Annotated in this window: 13 protein-coding genes and 1 pseudogene; 3 read left to right on the forward strand and 11 right to left on the reverse strand. The window is 66.5% G+C overall.

Annotated features, from left to right (window positions below):
- Nucleotides 1–286: 286 nt before the first annotated feature.
- The 3 genes from ALI144C_RS30790 to ALI144C_RS30800 form a co-directional block, all read right to left on the reverse strand.
- On the reverse strand, nt 287–3,091 hold the full coding sequence (locus ALI144C_RS30790) for an AfsR/SARP family transcriptional regulator (RefSeq protein WP_237774392.1): 2,805 nt from the start codon (nt 3,089–3,091) through the stop codon (nt 287–289).
- Nucleotides 3,092–3,535: 444 nt separating this feature from the next.
- Nucleotides 3,536–4,285 (reverse strand): tRNA-dependent cyclodipeptide synthase, encoded by a 750-nt coding sequence (locus tag ALI144C_RS30795; protein WP_076990695.1) that lies wholly within the window; start codon nt 4,283–4,285, stop codon nt 3,536–3,538.
- Between the two features lie 163 nt (nt 4,286–4,448).
- Nucleotides 4,449–5,618, reverse strand: coding sequence for an aminotransferase-like domain-containing protein (locus ALI144C_RS30800; protein WP_168211383.1), 1,170 nt, complete (start codon nt 5,616–5,618; stop codon nt 4,449–4,451).
- A gap of 210 nt (nt 5,619–5,828) precedes the next feature.
- Here ALI144C_RS30800 and ALI144C_RS30805 point away from each other — a divergent pair, with 210 nt between their 5' ends.
- On the forward strand, nt 5,829–6,434 hold the full coding sequence (locus ALI144C_RS30805; RefSeq protein ID WP_202819090.1) for a class I SAM-dependent methyltransferase: 606 nt from the start codon (nt 5,829–5,831) through the stop codon (nt 6,432–6,434).
- A gap of 107 nt (nt 6,435–6,541) precedes the next feature.
- On the opposite strand, the gene ALI144C_RS30810 is transcribed toward ALI144C_RS30805, so the two are convergent.
- The gene (locus ALI144C_RS30810) at nt 6,542–7,078 is read right to left on the reverse strand and encodes a hypothetical protein (RefSeq protein ID WP_143230970.1); all 537 of its coding nucleotides are present in this window, start codon (nt 7,076–7,078) and stop codon (nt 6,542–6,544) included.
- Between the two features lie 76 nt (nt 7,079–7,154).
- Between ALI144C_RS30810 and ALI144C_RS57850 the strand changes: the two genes are divergently transcribed.
- Nucleotides 7,155–7,763 (forward strand): hypothetical protein, encoded by a 609-nt coding sequence (locus ALI144C_RS57850; protein WP_237774393.1) that lies wholly within the window; start codon nt 7,155–7,157, stop codon nt 7,761–7,763.
- Nucleotides 7,764–7,880: 117 nt separating this feature from the next.
- On the opposite strand, the pseudogene ALI144C_RS30820 reads toward ALI144C_RS57850, so the two are convergent.
- A pseudogene (locus ALI144C_RS30820) lies at nt 7,881–8,095 on the reverse strand (transposase); the annotation flags it as partial.
- A 3-nt stretch (nt 8,096–8,098) separates the two neighbouring features.
- Nucleotides 8,099–8,959, reverse strand: a complete 861-nt coding sequence (locus ALI144C_RS58725; RefSeq protein ID WP_168211384.1) for a helix-turn-helix domain-containing protein — start codon at nt 8,957–8,959, stop codon at nt 8,099–8,101.
- A gap of 85 nt (nt 8,960–9,044) precedes the next feature.
- Between ALI144C_RS58725 and ALI144C_RS30830 the strand changes: the two genes are divergently transcribed.
- A complete protein-coding gene (locus tag ALI144C_RS30830; protein ID WP_076990699.1) occupies nt 9,045–9,956 on the forward strand; it encodes a phytanoyl-CoA dioxygenase family protein in 912 nt (303 codons plus the stop codon).
- A 10-nt stretch (nt 9,957–9,966) separates the two neighbouring features.
- On the opposite strand, the gene ALI144C_RS30835 is transcribed toward ALI144C_RS30830, so the two are convergent.
- From ALI144C_RS30835 to ALI144C_RS30855, 5 genes are read right to left on the reverse strand one after another with little or no spacing between them, the layout of a single operon-like run.
- Nucleotides 9,967–11,754 carry a bifunctional metallophosphatase/5'-nucleotidase gene (locus ALI144C_RS30835; RefSeq protein ID WP_076990700.1) on the reverse strand — a complete coding sequence of 596 codons (1,788 nt, stop codon included), beginning with the start codon at nt 11,752–11,754 and terminating at the stop codon, nt 9,967–9,969.
- Nucleotides 11,755–11,765: 11 nt separating this feature from the next.
- The gene (locus ALI144C_RS30840; protein WP_076990701.1) at nt 11,766–13,106 is read right to left on the reverse strand and encodes an ABC transporter substrate-binding protein; all 1,341 of its coding nucleotides are present in this window, start codon (nt 13,104–13,106) and stop codon (nt 11,766–11,768) included.
- 17 nt (nt 13,107–13,123) lie between these two features.
- Nucleotides 13,124–13,960 carry a carbohydrate ABC transporter permease gene (locus ALI144C_RS30845; protein ID WP_083753533.1) on the reverse strand — a complete coding sequence of 279 codons (837 nt, stop codon included), beginning with the start codon at nt 13,958–13,960 and terminating at the stop codon, nt 13,124–13,126.
- A 12-nt stretch (nt 13,961–13,972) separates the two neighbouring features.
- The gene (locus ALI144C_RS30850) at nt 13,973–14,923 is read right to left on the reverse strand and encodes a carbohydrate ABC transporter permease (protein ID WP_076990702.1); all 951 of its coding nucleotides are present in this window, start codon (nt 14,921–14,923) and stop codon (nt 13,973–13,975) included.
- Between the two features lie 22 nt (nt 14,924–14,945).
- Nucleotides 14,946–16,223, reverse strand: coding sequence for a glycoside hydrolase family 36 protein (locus ALI144C_RS30855; RefSeq protein WP_202819091.1), 1,278 nt, complete (start codon nt 16,221–16,223; stop codon nt 14,946–14,948).
- Between the last annotated feature and the right edge of the window lie 108 nt (nt 16,224–16,331).

Here is a 16,331-nt window from a genome sequence, read left to right on the forward strand (position 1 = left end):
CGGCATGGTGCAGCGCTCCCCCAGTGCTGCAGAAATCGACACCACCGTGCAAAGGCGGAGGACTGCGACACCGGCGGCGGCCGGGTGGATCCGGCCCTCGAGGTCTGCACTGGGAACCCGCAGAACAAGTCCGGCGTACACAAAGGTGACTCTGGTGGCCCCGCACACCGATCTCGCCTTGCACCGCGACGGGGTCCGGGACGTCACCGGCTGCCGGTCTGATCCGCAAATCCGGGGTGGGCAGGCCACGCGGCCTGTCCACCCCGTCGCGGGCTCGTACGAGGCGTCACGAGTCGGCCAGCTTCTGCCGGATACGTGCGACGTCGGCGATCCGATACTGGGCCTGGTACAAGCTGAGCGCCCGCTGCCAGGAAGCGCGCGCTTCGGCTTGCTGGTCAAGGGCGACGTGAACATCACCGAGTTTGTCCCTGGTGTCGGCTTCCTGGTAGGCGTTGCCGACCTGCGTGAACAGCTCAAGTGCGCGATGGTAGTAGTCCAGAGCATCGGCGTGCAGGTCGGTGCGACTGGCGATGAAACCCAGACTGTCCAGTGTGGATGCTTCGCCGTCGCTGTCGGGATTACCGCGATAAAGGGCCAGGGACTTCTCACAATTGGTACGCGCGTCCGCGTAGTAGCCCAGCCGGGCTTGGAACCAGCCCAGCACGTTGAGCGCTTCGGCGTACCACACTGGGAAGTCAAGTCCCTCGAAGAGTTCGACGGCTTGGGTGGCGTGGGTCAGTGCCTGCTGATCGTCACCCCGCCGTTCCCAAGTGCAGGCGAGAGCACGGTGTGTGCCGGCCAGGATGTAGATGTCCTTGGTTTGCTCGGCAAGGGTGAGAGCCTGTCGTAGATGGTCGAAGGCGTCGGCATGGCGTCGTGCTCGGGTGAAGGCATAGCCGAGTTGCCAACAGGCCAGTGCGCGGGTGTTGGGATCGCCCAACTGCCCGGCCGCCGCGAGTCCAGTCTGCCAAGTGCCGATGTGGTCGTTGAAGTGTCCGCGCCGTCTCTGGAAGTTGGTTATCGTCCAGGCCAGCTGCCACACCGACGGAAGCCAGCCCTGCTGGACAGCGAGCTGTTGGGTGGCCTGGATGCATATGTGTTCGGTGTCGAACCAGTCCAGCGCCTCGGCGGCGTTCCGGAGCGGGCGGGGAACGGCACCGGGGGCAGGGTGGTCGAGTGCGATCGGCCGACCGTGCGGGTTCAACAGGCTTTCGCCTGCGTGGGCGGTGTGCAGGTAGAAGTCGATGAATCGACGCAACGCCTCTTGACGAGCATCCGTTGTCAGATCATGCGTGGCACGCTCGGCTGCGTACAGGCGGACGAGGTCATGCATGCGGTAGCGATCCGGCATGTGCTGTTGCACCAAGTGCGCGGCTTCCAGTTCCCGCAGCACGATCCGTGCTCGAGCGGCCGGTAGCGCGGTGAGCGAAGCGACGGCATGCAGGCCGACATCCGGACCCTGAACCAGGCCAAGCAGAGCGAACACCCGGGCCGTGTCGATGTCCAGGACACGATAGGACCACGAGATCACAGCGCGCAGGTCCGCGGTCAACTCACCGGCGTCCAATCCGTCCAACCGGGTCGCGGCGTCCTGGAGTTCCTCGGCCAGGGCCGCGAGGGCGAAGTCGGGTCGCGCCGCTATCCGGGCAGCGACGATGCTGATGGCAAGCGGCAGACCGGCGCACCGGTCCAACAGCGTGTTCACGGACGAGGGTTCGGCGGCAAGACGGTCCGGGCCGAGATGCCGGACGAGGAGTTCTCTTGCCTCGGTGTCGCTGAGCACGTCCAGGTCAAGGATCTGGGCCCCGTGCGTGGCGACCAGGCCCGCGAGGTGACGGCGGCTCGTGATCAGGACCGTGCAGGTGCGGCTGCCCGGCAGCAGTGGCGTGACCTGGGCTACGTCGCGGGCGTTGTCCAGCACGACCAGCAACTGCTTCCCGGCCGCCAAGCTGCGGTACAACGCGGTCTGGGCGTCCAGGTCGATCGGAATGGCGGCTGGCGAAACACCAAGGGCGGTAAGGAAGCCGCGAACCGCCACCGCCGGTGGCATCGGCTCCCCCGATGAGTCGAAGCCGCGCAGGTTCACGTACAACTGCCCACCGGGGAACAGGTCGACGTTCTGGTGCGCCCAATGCAGTGCCAGCCAAGTCTTGCCGATCCCACCGGTTCCACCGATCGCCGTGATCACGACCGCGATGCCAGAGTCGGCTGGTTCGTCCACCGCATCGGTGAGGGCAGTGAGCTCATCGCGGCGGCCGGTGAACAACCGTGGTGCCGCCGGGAGTTGGCGTGGCGGTCCGGCGACGCCCGCGTCCTGGGTGGTCGCGCGTGTCCCGGAGGGTCGGGAGAGTGCCGGATCGCCGACCAGGATTTGCTGGTACAGACGGTGGAGTGCCGGGCAGGGGTCGACGCCGAGGGTGTCGGTCAACGTCTCGCGGAGATCGTGGAACGTCTGCAAGGCGTCGGCCTGGCGGCCGGACCGGTACAGCGCGAGCATCAGCAACTCGCGCAGCCGTTCCCGGACGGGAAACTGGAGGACCAGTCCAGCCAAGTCGGCCACGGTCTCGGTCTCGTAGCCGCGATCGAGATTGATCATCGCACGCAGTTCCACGGCATCAAGGTGACGTTCTTGCAGTCGCCGCCGCTCGGCCTCGATCAGCGGGCCCTCCAGTCCACCGAACGGTTCTCCACGCCACATGGCCAACGCCGTGTCGACGTCCTCCGCCGCGGAAACCAGCTCACCGTCCCGATAGTGACCGCGACCAGCGGCCAGATGCTGCTCGAACGCCGACGTGTCCAGTTGGGCTGGATCGCCGCGCAGCAGATAACCGGCATCAGTCGATGCCAGCACGACGCCTGAGGACTCGGCCGCCTGCTCGGGTAACAATGCGCGACGAAGCCGGCTGATGTTGGTGTGCACCGTGTTGCGGGCATGCTGTGGATGCCGCTCGCCCCACACCCTGTCGACGATCTTGTCGGCCGGCACCGGACGGTTGAGTTCCAGCAACAACACTGCCAGTACGGCCTGTTGCTTCGGCCAGCCAAGATCGATCTCTTGCCCGTCGCGCCACGCCTTCAGCGGACCGAGCACCGAATACCGTATCTCTCCCTGCGCCACGGATACCCCCGGGTTCGCGCCTCCCACACCCAACATAGAACGTAGGACAAGCGCGGGCATCAGTTTTCGGAGCAGGAAGAGGTATTTGTGCCGACTTGATCGGGGCGGCGTCTTGGGATGGCGTCACGTGCGCTTCGGGGGGACACCTCTGGAGTCCCCCCGAAGCGCACAACTATTCGGCCTCACGGAGCCGCCCCTCCCCGTGACGCCGAACGCCCCCTCGGTGCCAGGAAAGGTGGATCATTGCGCTTCTGCGGGGAGTGCTTGTCGGGTCGGCTGATCGGTGGCGGCTGCCGTTGGCTTCGGTGTGGGTACCAGAATGCACCGACGGCGTGTCACGCCCCTTTCACGAACCCTTCAGAAGCCTGGTGCCGACCGGCCCACCGCATCGACGTGGTGGGATGGGGCACCCAGGAGTCAGCTGTCCGGGGACGTGGCCTCGGGGTCAGCCACGGACGACTTGGCCGGATAAGGCAGGGTCAGCACGAGGTATCCCTGGTTGTCGGCGGGGGCGACAGGAAGCTGCCCAGTCCATAGCTTGTCAATGAACTCGTTCGTCCGGTGATAGCAGAACACTGACGAACGCAGACCGAGTATGTGCGGCGTGTCCAGCAAAAGCGGTAGCTCGGCCAAGAAATAGTGCACGGCGAAAGAAACACGCTCAGCAAACGGGCGCCGCCCCTGGAGATTGCGGGTCCGCACGTAATCGGCGGCGATGCCGGAAGCCGCGACTCGAAAATCCTCCATGGCATTGTACGACTCATACACATTTCCGAGAATTTCCACGTACTCACGATTGTCACACAGGTCCGCCCATTGCAGGATATAATTGCCGTTGTCGGTCGCACCGGCCTCGGCGAGCGCGCGGTTGGCCCTGTTGATCAGCCTGCGCTGCTGCTGATACCCCAACTTCGCCGCCTCTGTCGGGGTATGGCCGATGGCCTGCAGGTTCCAGGTGAACGGCTCGGCCAGGATCATGAAGTGGAATCTTTCGAACTCCGTCGCGGCTATCTGGGCCAGCTGGCCAATCCTGCCCGTCGAGAAGTACCCACTTCCTGGACTCAGTCCGATCAACGCATGCTCCCGCCGCTCGTACACAGCGCGACAGTTGGCGCTCAGCGGAGTGGCGGTAAACGCGGCCGTGCCCAGCTCGTTGTTGCCGGTCACTGTAGGTCTCACCGTCCCAAAGATGATCGCACGTGATCATTTACTGAAATCATGCGGGCAACAGTTACCTTTGCGCACTATATCGACGGCTGTGTAGTTCGTCCGTATCTTCACCCATACGTTGGATGTTCGGGCATTGCTGGCGGAGTTTGGTGACCGCGGGTCACAGCCTTGACCGCAGCAACGCGCCAAGCCGTTCGCCCGCCAGCGAAAGTCGCTCCTCGTTGTAGAAGCTGAAGGACACCCGTAGATGGCTGGTGAACTCGTCCCGGCGGGAGAAGAGCGGGCCGGGGCGAAAGCCGACGCCATAGGCAGCCGCTTGGGTCGACAATGTCATGATGTCGATGCGCGATGGCAGTTCCAGCCAGATGTAGTAACCACCTTGCGGCGTCGTGAAACGGACTTCGGCCGGTAGGACACCCCGCAGCACGTCGACAAGGTGCAATCGTCGCGCTCGGTAGATCTCCCAGAGGTCGCCAAGGAACCGGTCTTGAAACCCCAGATCGATCAGGCTTTCGAGGATCGCCGCCATCAAGGGGGACGCACCGCCGCCGCTGTGGAGTACACCGGCGTCGCGCAGCCTGGCAACATGGTGCGGCGCTGCCTCGATCCACCCAAGGCGGATGCCTGGGCCGAGGATCTTCGAGAACGAACCGAGCGACAGCACACGCTCACCGTTCACAGTTCGCAGAGGCGGCGGCGTCGCGTCCCGTTCTCCGGTCAGTTGATAAACCTCGTCAGCGACGACAAGGAAATCATGCTCGACCGCGAGTTCCATGAGTCGACGGCGCCGCTGCACGGACAGTGTCACGCCCGTCGGGTTGTGAAACACCGGAATGGTGTACACCAGCCTGGGAGCCTCGACGGCAAGCATTCGTTCGAGGTCGTCCACGTCGAGTCCGTGCTCGTCCACTCGCACACTGACCAGCCGCACCGGTCGGTCGCGGAAGATGTCCAGTGCGAACATGTAGGTCGGGTCTTCGACGAAGACCGCGTCACCTGGCCGGCACAGTCGAGACAGGACGAGGTCAAGAGCGTGCGAGGCGCCCGCGGTGATCATCAGGTGGTCGGCGTGAACCGGCACCCGGCAGCACCGCGTCAGGAACTCCGCGAGCATGGCCCGGAACGAGGCGCTGCCCTCTTCCGGGCCGTACCGCAAAGGTGCCGTGTCGGCGTTGGACAACCGATGTGCTGCCGCCTGCCTCAACTGGCCCAACGGGAGCGCGGCCGGATCAGGCTCGCCAATGCCCAGATCGATGACGTCATGGTCCAGCACCGTGTTCTCCTCCGCCAGCTCGATCGATCGTCCTTCGGCAGCCGTGCCACCGATCAAGCCAGCAAGCAGACAGATTCGGGTCCATCAAACCCTGCCCTGGACATCAAGTCGAGATCAGATATCGATTCAGTCCGGCGCCACCCGTCCGGTGAGGTGACACAGACCTGCCCATGCGCGCATACTCGGTCCTGCTCGACGCCCTGACGACACCGAGGAATGGGGCCAATGAGTGATCTCTCGGCCTTTCAACATCCACGTTTCGCCCGGATGTACGAACGGATCAGTGCCGAATCCGAGCGGCGCGGCACCGCGAAGCACAGGGATCGGGCGCTTGCCGGGTTGTCCGGCCGGGTGGTCGAGATCGGCGCGGGCAACGGCATGAACTTCAGCCACTATCCGGACACCGTACGCGAAGTCGTGGCCGTAGAGCCGGAGGACCGGTTGCGTGCCCTCGCCGAGCAAGCGGCCGAACGTGCGCCGGTGTCTGTCAGGGTGGTTGCAGGACACGCGGACGCGGTACCTGCCGAAGACGCGAGCTTCGACGCCGCTGTGGTTTCGCTCGTACTCTGCTCGGTGCCCGATGTCGCACGGGCGCTCGCGGAGGTTCGTCGCGTACTCCGATCAGAGGGCGATCTCCGCTTTTTCGAGCACGTCCGCTCCGGCAAACCATGGCTCAGTCTCATGCAACGGGCCCTTTCCCCGCTCTGGTCACGAATCGGCGGTGGCTGCCGCCTCGACCGAGACATCGCCACGGCCATCCAGACGGCGGGCTTCCAGATCGAACTGCTTGATCGGTTCTCCTATTCGCCGCTGCGGTTCTTCCCCAGACAGCAACACATCCTCGGACGAGCCCGAACACCCTCCAGGGACTGATGCACATCGGACAGCCCACGGGCCTGTGGCTGTACGCAGAGCCACGGTTGTTCGCCAGCACGACCGGCAAACCTGCGAGAGCGGCCACTGCGTCGAGCAGCGTTGAGCTAGGCGGTCTTCCTCAGGGGTGTCGCTGGGCGCGTCTGCGGCCGGTCGTGGGGCCCACTGAGTGAAGCTCGCTGGCTGCTCGGCGCTGGTCCGGGCTTGGGCTGCTGCGTCGGCTGTCGAGGTTTTCGGCGGGTAGAGGTATTCGACCTCTGGATGTTCCCTCGGGCTATCCAGGTAGCACCCCTGGATACGGCGTAGGCGACCGCCGACGCGCGCCGGTCCCCTGCCGGGAACGGTGTCATGTCCCGTACCGCACCGGGAATAGCGTCTTCGGCGTCCGGCCGCTGGGTGGCCAGCAGCAGTTTTCCTTTGCTGGCGCGTATCTGACGGGAGATCTGTTGCAGGATCGGGTCGAGTTCGTTCTTGCCCAGCGTGGCGCGGATCCCCTGCACCTCGTCCAACACGACCAGGTAGCGCGGGAAGTCAGGTTTCCCGGTGTTGCCGCGCTCGTACTCGGCGTCCTCGTCGTACCGCTGACGCATCATCGCCGAGACACGGGGCAACCACTCGGACCATTCCTCCGGATGGCGCGCCACGCGTCCCCGCCATGTCGGCCACGGGACGGCATGGGATACGTTCTGCGCCTATCCCTGTTGATCTCAAGGAGTTCCGATGCGACACAAGAGCATTGTTTCGGCGGCGATCCCGCGGCGGCTCGAATCGGCCTGCCTGGCTGTCGTGGTGCCTGCGATGGCGTTCGGATTGGTCGCGTGCAGCTCGAGCGTGGCGGGAACGGGCACGGCCGCACCCAGCGGTGGCGCCAGTCAAACCGCGACTACGCCAAGTGTCACAAGTAACTCCAGCAGCGCCAACGCTTCGGCGGACAGCCCGGCTGCCGCGGTCGAGTCCTGGGTCACTCAGATTCTGCAGAAGCGTTACACGGAGGCATGTCTGGCGAGTGCTCCCGTGATGGCTGCGGGTCAGGATGCCGAGACTGTGTGCAACGGCCCCCAAGCGAAGAAGACCCTGGAGTCGCTCCACGAAGCGTGGGCGAAGCCCGGCGTGAAGCTGCCGCCGCAGGCGCAGGTCAAGGTGTCCGACGTGGTACCCCATGGTGATACCGCCACGGTGGCGGACACTGCTGTCAGCGTTGACGGCCGGACGTTGCACGAGCTCGCGCTCATCGGCGCGACCGGCAACGTCGGATCGTTCAGTGTCACCTTGGAAGTGAAGAAGAACAACGGTGCCTGGCACATCGGCGACCTGCAGATCAAGTTCTGACCTGCGTCGAGTTCTGTACCGCTCGAGCGGTCATCGCTGTAGGCCAAGCAGCCTATCGGTGGGTAGCGAGTAGGAGCCGGTCCTGGCACAGCGGCTGCAGTTCGCTGGGTGGGGAACCTTGCCGACGATCTTGGGCTCGAAGCTGCTGGTGCGGTCACGTGGCACGGTGGTCTCGACCGGCCCGACATCGGTCAACACGGTCTTGGACCGGGTGCCGTTACGGGAGTTGCCGGTGTTGCGACCGGCCGGGTCGTGCTTGTCATAGCCGAGGTGGTCGGTCATCTCCCGTCCAACGCGGACTCCAGCAGCCGCTTGGTCAGCTGTTGCAACACACGTCAGTCCCAACCGGGAACCGCGCCGTTGTGCCGGTAACTGCTCGGCGGCAGGCCGAACTCGCGGCGGAACGCGCGGCTGAAGTGAAACTGGTCGACGTAGCCGACGGTGCCGGCGACCGCGGCGACGGACATTCCCGTGCCGGTCAGCAGCCGAGCCGCGCGGTGCAGGCGGCGGGAGCGCACCTCCTGCATGGGGCTGCGGCCGGTGGCCCGCGCGTAGAGGTGACTGAAGCGCGACGGTGACAGCCCGGCGATGGCGGCAAGCGAGTTCAAGGTGTGCGGGGCCTCCGGTGTCTCGGCGATGAACTGCTGCACGCGGGCGATGCGCGGGTCAGGGCCCGGCGGTGCGGCGGGAGCACCGGTGAGGGCGGCCAGGCGCACGATTTCCTCGAGCGCGCACATGGCGAGGGCCTGCTGCTCGGGACGGGCGGCGAAGGCCGGGAGGTGGACCGGCGACGACGGGATGTGATCACCGGTGAGCCGGGCGTAACGGCGGAGCCGGTCGAAGGCGGCGTCGATGGCCTCCGCAGCGCCACTCGCCGCCGGTGTCAGATGGCGACTCGTTCCAAGCCAGTTTCCCTGTGGTGCTCGGAAATGTGCCCACAGCAGCGACCATTCCCCGGCGTCGGGGGCGACTCCGTAGGTGTGCCGCACGCCGGGTTCGATCAGCACGAGCTGCCCCGCGCTGGTTGTCAGGGCCGTGTTCCCGTGGTGCACGGCGCCGCGTCCCCGCGTTGTCCACATGAGCAGCCAGCTCGGCGAGCCGGTCGGCCGAATCGCCTCGACGCGCTTGGTGAAGGTGCTTTCGCCGACGACGAGCAACCCGGCCGGAGGCGAGGGCGTCGCAGCAGGATCTGTCATCTCCCCGGCAGGTTCAGCCATGTCCGCGATGCCTCCGCCCTTTCTACAGTTGGACCCGTCGAGACCCCCACGGTGGAGGCAGAACATGAAGCAGTTGATCGATTCCAGTGACATCGCCGACGACGTCGCGGCGCTGCGGGAGCGCATGTCCGAGGACGGCTACCTCTACTTCCCCCGCCTGCTGCCCAGCGACTACGTCACCGGTGTTCGCGCCGACATCGCGGCCGTGCTCCACGACAGCAGGTGGCTGGCCCCCGGCACCGAGCCGCACGAGCTGCGGGCGTCCGACCGGGCGGTCGAGGAGGGCAAGTCCACCTTCTTCGGCATGTACTCCGCCGTGCAGGCGACGCAGTCCTTCCACGAGCTCAGCGAACGCCAGGAGCTGCGCGGCCTGGCTCAGCGGCTGCTCGGCGAGGAGGTCTTCTGCCACCCGATGCACATCGCCCGCGTCACGGCGCCGACGCCGCGGGCCACACCCACGCCCGCTCACCAGGACTACCGCCTCATCCAGGGCGCGGTCGACACCCTGACCATGTGGATCCCCCTCGCCGACTGTCCCTCCGACGCCGGCGGGCTCGAGGTCCTCGCCGGGTCGCACAAGCTCGGCGTGCTCGGTGTGTCCCGGGCGGAGGGCCCCGGTGGGGTCACCGCGCAGGTGGCGGGCAGCGGCGTGGACGACTGGCGCAGCACCCACTTCGGCCAGGGGGACGTGCTCATGTTCACCAGCCTTACCGTGCACGGGGCCCGCCCCAACCTCAGCGACCGGCTGCGGTTGTCGGCGGACATCCGGTGGCAAGCGAGGTCGGAACCGGCCGCCTTCATCGACGGCTACGAGCCGTTCCGGCCGCACTTCCACCCGGACGTGCCCGACTGGCCCACCCTGACCCGGGGCTGGACTTCGACGACCAGCATCGAGATCCCGGAGGGACTGACCTATGTCCGCAAGTTCGACTCGATGAGCGAACACGTGCCAACCCCTCCGTCCCGGTTCAGGTGAGCGAGCGCGGTCAGTTTCCAGGCGCGGGCCGGACCCGGTCGAGCTTCGGCGGCCGGACCGGCGACCTCGCCTCCATATACTTCCAGAGCGCGTCCGCACCGGAGTAGATGCTCCGATCCTGGTTCCTGGCCTCGAACAGCGCCGTGAACCCGGGTGTGGCGTTGCGGGCGAAGAAGTTGTTGGCCAGAGTCGCGATCCGGTACTCGCGGTCGGCCTTCACCGGCTTGCCGTCGATCCGGATCTTCTTGATGTCGACGTGCTGCCCGAGCGGGGCGTCGGGGTCGTAGGTGTAGGAAACGTTGCCGGAGACGGCCATGTGCCGATACGTCACGACACCGTCGGTCCCCCGCTGCCATTGGCTCTCGATCAGCTCGTCGAGTTTCTTGCCGGTCACCGTCCCGCGCACGACGGCCGGGCCGATGCCGTTCTCGTAGACCGTGCCGAAGACCAGCTCGGAGAACAGCACTCGTCCCGGTGCGTCTGCGGGATTGGCTGGGTTGGGGGCGAAAGGTATGTCGCGCAACAAGATTCCCGGCATCGCGACCGCGAGGTCGGCCTGTCCGTCCTTGTTGGCGGCCCAGAGGAACGCATCGGCGGTGACGTTGCCGAGCGTGGACTCCTCGTCGGTGCCGGAGGTGCGGGTGAGATCGCCGGTGACCGTGGCGACCTGCTGGTTGCCCCGCGCGGGGAGCCGGTCCTTCCAGTACTTCGCCATCCGCTGCACCTCGGGGTCCGGTGCGACATCGCGGGTGTTGGCGTGGCTGACCGACTTCGTCCGGTCTCGGCGGACATCGCCGGTCGCCGGGTCCAGTTCCAGGGTGATCTCGTTGATCAGCCTGCCGTGGTTCGCCGCGTCCACCACCGGGCGGGGATTACCGGCCGGGTCGGGCAGCATGCAGTTCACCAGCGCGTGCCAGTGCCCACCGACGATGGCGTCCACCGCCGGGCTGATCTGCTTGTTCATGTCGGCGAGCGGGCCGAACGGTGCGGTGCAGTCGTTGTAGCCCGCACCGTTCGCTTGCGAGAACCCTTCGTGCACCACGGCGACGATGGCCTGGACGCCCTGCCCGCGCAGCTCCTCGGCGTAGCGGTTGATCGTCTCCACCTCGGGCAGGAACTTCAGTTCGCTCGGCCAGTAGGAGAGCTGTTCCTGCGGCGTGTGGGTGGTCGTGGCGTGGATGAATCCCACCGGGAGCGTGCCGCCGCGACCGTCGTCGACCTGCCGCACGTGGTACGGCTTGACCAGCGGCCGACCGGTGGCCTCGTTGACCACGTTCGCGGAGTAGTAGTCGAAGTTCGCGCCCTGGAAGCGTTTCCCGGTCGAGTCGGTGAAGCAGAGGTCGTGGTCGGGGCGCCCCTGGCAGGTGCCCTCCATCATGTGCTTGAGGTAGGCCGGTTTCCGGTCGATCTCGTGGTTGCCCACAGTGGAGAACTCGACGCCGATCATGTTCATGTACTCGATCGTCGGCTCGTTCCAGAACCACGCGGTCTCCGACGGCCAGCCGGAGAAGTCGTCGCCCGCGGAGAACAGCACGGAGTTCTTCGGTGCGCGCAGCCGGTTGAGGTGCGAGGCGAGATATGCCCCGCCACCCACGGTTTTCGCGGGCTCACCGGTACGCGAGCCGGGCACGGTCGTGGTGTACTCGCCGAAGTAGCCGTGCAGGTCGGTGATCGACAGCAACTGCACGGGCACCCCGGGCGCGGGCTCGGCCGTGGCAGCCGGTGGTGCCAGTGAGACGGCCAGCAACGCGGCGGTGGCGATCGCCGCCCCGCGCCACCTCCTGGGTAATGCGGACATGGCCAACCTCCTTACTTCTCGGGGTTGAGCAGGGCGTTGCCCTGTTTGACGGCCGCGCTGGCGGCGTCGGCGACCTTGACCGATCCGAGGTACATGTCGTTGAAGATCTGGTTGATCTTGGGTTCCGCCGCGGCGAAGCCGGACACGATCGGGAAGTTCACCGTCTTGCCGCGCGCCTCGTCCAGGAACGGCTGGGTGTCGATGCCCTTGGCCTTCCAGTGCTCGACGTAGCGCGGGGCGAGGTCGTTGATGGCCGGGAAGACGTAGCCGCCCTCGGCCATGATCGCCTGCGCCTGCGGGGTGGCCAGGAACGACACGAGCTGCTTGGCCTGGTCGGGGCGCTTGGTGCGGGAGTAGACCGCCTCGCCGAGACCGTTGATGATCACGACGCGGCCTGCCTTGCCCGCGGGCAGCGATGCGGTGCCGATCGGGAAGGTCGAGCTGGGGGCGACGAAGGGCAGCAGCGCGTTGTTGGCCGGGAAGACCGCGACCTCGCCGCGCTGGAACATCTCGGTCGCACGGCCCGCGGGCGGGTTGGTCTGCTCGGCGGGTGGGGACACGTGCCACTTCTTGATCAGGTCGACGCCCCACTGCAACGCCTCGACCGAAGCGGGCTCGTTGAAGTTGAACGTGCCGTAGGGCTTGGTGATCGTCGTGCCGCCGTTGCTCGGGATCCAGTTCAGCCACTGGGTGCCCGAGTGGTTCCACGAGGCGAAGCCCCACCGCTTGACCTTGGCCGGGTCGAATCCCGGTTCATCGGGATGCTTGCCGTTCACGTCGACGGTCAGCTTCCGCATCAGCGGCAGGAACGTCCCGGATCCGTCGGGCGCCCAGGTCAGCGGTTCGGTGGGCATCTCGACCCCGGCCTCGGCGAAGACCTGCTTGTTGTAGAGCATCCCCGGCACGCCCCAGTCCTTGGGGACGGCGTACATCTTTTCCTTGTAGGTGAAGGAATCCACGACGTTGGAGTGGTACTTGTCCTTGGTCAGGCCGGACTGCTCCACGGCGGCGGAGACGTCCATCAACGCGCCCTTGGTCGCCAGTTCGGGGAAGTTCGCTGGCGTCATCCAGAACACGTCGGGCGCGGTGCCGGAGACCATCTCGGTGACGAGCTTGGTCCAGTACTGGTCGTAGGGCTGAAGCTCGATCTTGACGTCGATGTCGGGGTGCTTGGCCTTGAACGCCTCGAAGACCTTCTCGTACCCCTTCTGCTGCTGCTCGTCCCAGATTCGGTACGTCAGTGTCGTCTTGCCGTTGCTGTCGCCGCTGCCGCCGCAGGCGGCGACCAGTCCGACCAGCGCGCCGACTGTCAGGGCGCTGAGCATCTTCCGTCGGAAAGTCGAGAGCTGCATGGGGACACTCCTTCGTGTCACTTGAGTCCGGTCAGGGCGACCGACCGGACGATGTAGCGCTGGAAGAAGACGAAGACGAGCAGCATCGGCAGCAGCGTGAGCAGGCTGCCTGCCATCATCCGGGTGTAGTCGATGCCGATCTCCGAGCGCAGGGCGGCGATCGCGACGGTGATCACGCGGGTGTCCGCGCTGCTGGTGATGATCAGCGGCCACAGGAAGTTGTTCCAGGAGGAGATCACCGTGACGATCGCCAGTGTGGCCAGGATCGGCCTGCTCAGCGGCAGGATGATCCGCCACAGGATGGTCAGGTGCCCCGCACCGTCCACCCGTGCGGCCTCCTCGATCTCGCGCGGGATGCTGCGGAAGAACTGGCGCATCAGGAAGATCCCGTACGGCGTGCCGAAGACGTACGGCGCGACGAGCCCGTACCAGCTGTTGACCAGGTCCAGTTCACGCATGATCAGGAACAGCGGGATCAGGGTCACCACGTTGGGCACCATCAGGGTGGCCAGGTACAGCCAGAACAGCGCGTTGCGGCCCCGGAAGTCCAAGCGCGCGAACGCGTACGCCGCCAACGTGGTGAAGATCAGCTGTCCCACGGTGAGGACGGTGACGAAGATGAAGGTGTTGAGGATGGACTGCGCGAAGTCCGAGCCCAGCAGCGCGCCGAGGTTCTCCAGCGTCGGCGCGGCCGGCGGCGCCCACGGCGCCGCCTCGAAGAGCTCACCGCGCGGTTTCAACGCGGTCGAGACGATCAGCCAGTACGGGAAGACCGACATGGCCGCCCCGATGATCAGCGTCGCGTAGAGGGCGGCGCGGCGGGAGGGCCGCCGTCGCCGGGTGGTCGTGGTCACGGTCGGCTCCTCTCAGGTCAGGTCGTAGGTCGTGGTGCGGTTGAAGTACCGGACCTGCGCCATGGTGACCGCGAGGATGATCAGGAACAGCACCATCGCGATGGCGGAGGCGTAACCGAACTCGAACTGCCGGAACGCGGTCTGGTAGATCGTGTAGTTGATGACCTCGGTGCTGTTGCCGGGCCCGCCGTTGGTCATCACGAAAACGGTGTCGAAGACCTGGAACGAGCCGATCACGTTGGTGACGAGGACAAAGAACAGCGTCGGGCGCAACAGCGGCAGTGTGATCGCGAAGAACTGCCGGACCGGCGACGCCCCGTCCAGCGAGGCTGCCTCGTAGAAGTCCTTCGGGATGGACTGCAACCCGGCGAGGAAGAACAGCATGTTGTAGCCCGCGAACTGCCACACCTGCGTGGCCGCCACCGCGGGCAGTGCGAGGCTGGGCGAGGACAACCAGCTCGGCCCGTCGATCCCGAAGACGTCCAAGAATGAGTTGACCGCACCGTTGGCCGGGTCGAAGATCCAGCCCCACACCAGGCCCATCACCACCGGCGTCGCCATCCATGGCAGGACGAACATCGCGCGGAAGATCTTCACGCCGCGCACTCGCTGGTTGAGCAGCAGCGCGAGCAACAGGGCCAGCACCGTCTGCACCGGGATGGTCAGGACCACGTAGGCGACGGTCACCAGCAGCGAGTGGCCGATCCCGCCGTCGGCGAAGAGCCGCTCGTAGTTGGCCAGCCCGACGAACTCCGGCGCGGCCAGCAGCTTCCAGTCGAACAGGCTCAGCCCGGCGACGATCAGTACCGGCAGCAACAGGAACGTGACGACGCCGAACAGGCTCGGGGCCACAAAGGCGTATGCCGTCAGGGTTTCCCACGCCCGCCGCCGACGTCCCCGTGGCGGCACCGGCCGGGTCGAGACCGGTGGCGGCGAGGTCGGCACCGTGAGGACCTGAGCCATGGCGGACTCCCTTCCGGAGAGATCAGGCAGGACCGGTTGATGGCGTGAGCAGCTCGCGGGTGCGCGTTACTCCCCATTCGTCGAGGTCGGCGAGGCGATCGCTCGAACACCTCCACCCACCGCTGGAGGCCACGTGATCCGCCCAGCCGGCGCGGTCTTCCACGCGCGGAGACACCAGCAGGCAGTCGGGATCGTTGACCCACAACCGGCCGTGCATGAACTCCCGCGCGGCCCCGGCCAGCCGCGCGCCGAGCTGCGAGGGCTGACTGACGTCCCCGGACTTCGGTTCGACGGTGACCGCGGTGTCCGGGCTGACCCGCATGGCGTCGACGAGTCCCACACTGGGCAGCATCGGTGCGCCGCAACCGAGAACGGTCGAGTCCGGCCCGACCGCCTCGCGGATGATCCGCATTCCCGCCACGTAGGCGTCGTGCCCCGACACGTCGGCGTGCCGCTGGCCGGGGTGCGCTCCGGCGTAGATGTAGTCGATCTTGAAGAACGAAAACCCGGTCGCCACGAGGGATCTGAACAGACCGCCGAGATGCTCCGCCGCCCCAGGATGCGTCACGTCGAGCACCGCGATGTCCCGGTCCCACTCGCGCATCGCGGGCGTGCCCCGCACCAGCCAGTCCGGATGCTCGGTCGCCACCCGGCTGTCGGCGGCGACGAAGAACGGAGTCAGCCAGATGCCCGCGCGCCGCCCCGTGTCGGCGGCGCGCTTCGCCACTCCTTCCAGGGATCCGAAGCCCGGCCGGATGTCGAGCCAGTCCCCGATCGCGCTCTGGTAGCCGTCGTCGAGCTGGATGATCTCCAGCGGTAGCTCCAGTCGTTCGGCGTGCACCAGGGTGTCGGCGATGTCCTGCTCGGTGACCTTGTTCCAGTGCCCGTACCAGCTGCTCCATCCCGGACCGAGCGGGCGGACCGCCGTCACGCCACCGTCGGCCGCCACCTCCTCGGCCCAGGCGACGAGCGCGCGCGGGAGGTCGGCGTGCTCGGTCTCCCGGACAGCGCCCTGGCTGGAGACGACGAGCCGGTCCCCGAGCGCCTGCACGCGGATGGAGGGGACTTCGGCGCAGTGGTCCACTGCGGACCAGGACCGCACCGGGCCGCCGTCGCCCGGGTCGATCACGATGAGTCCCTCGCCCTGGAAGCCGGACTCCGGCATCGGCCGGTCGAAGCGGAAGCAGCTCGCCGCGATCTGCGCCGAGGACGGCCGGGGCGAGGTCGCGTCACCCCGGTAGGTGCCGGTGGGACTCCAGGACTGCCAGCCCTGCTCGAAGACGCGCGCCCGAGCCGGCACGCAGGCAACCTCGGCGATCGGAAGGTACACGGTGTCCCTTCGTGGTGATTCTCGTTCGTTTTTGTGCATACTAACCCCTCAATGAGCAATATGATGCGCACTCTAGCC

It is taken from the genome of Actinosynnema sp. ALI-1.44, from assembly GCF_001984155.1.
Taxonomy (GTDB): Bacteria; Actinomycetota; Actinomycetes; order Mycobacteriales; family Pseudonocardiaceae; genus Kibdelosporangium.

Bases quoted from the DNA above. Each gene is read 5' to 3' on its own strand.
- ALI144C_RS30805 (WP_202819090.1), top strand. From the start codon at position 5,829: ATGTACGAACGGATCAGTGCCGAATCCGAGCGGCGCGGCACCGCGAAG.
- ALI144C_RS57850 (WP_237774393.1), top strand. From the start codon at position 7,155: ATGCGACACAAGAGCATTGTTTCGGCGGCGATCCCGCGGCGGCTCGAA.
- ALI144C_RS58725 (WP_168211384.1), bottom strand. From the start codon at position 8,959: ATGACAGATCCTGCTGCGACGCCCTCGCCTCCGGCCGGGTTGCTCGTC.
- ALI144C_RS30830 (WP_076990699.1), top strand. From the start codon at position 9,045: ATGAAGCAGTTGATCGATTCCAGTGACATCGCCGACGACGTCGCGGCG.
- ALI144C_RS30835 (WP_076990700.1), bottom strand. From the start codon at position 11,754: ATGTCCGCATTACCCAGGAGGTGGCGCGGGGCGGCGATCGCCACCGCC.
- ALI144C_RS30840 (WP_076990701.1), bottom strand. From the start codon at position 13,106: ATGCAGCTCTCGACTTTCCGACGGAAGATGCTCAGCGCCCTGACAGTC.
- ALI144C_RS30850 (WP_076990702.1), bottom strand. From the start codon at position 14,923: ATGGCTCAGGTCCTCACGGTGCCGACCTCGCCGCCACCGGTCTCGACC.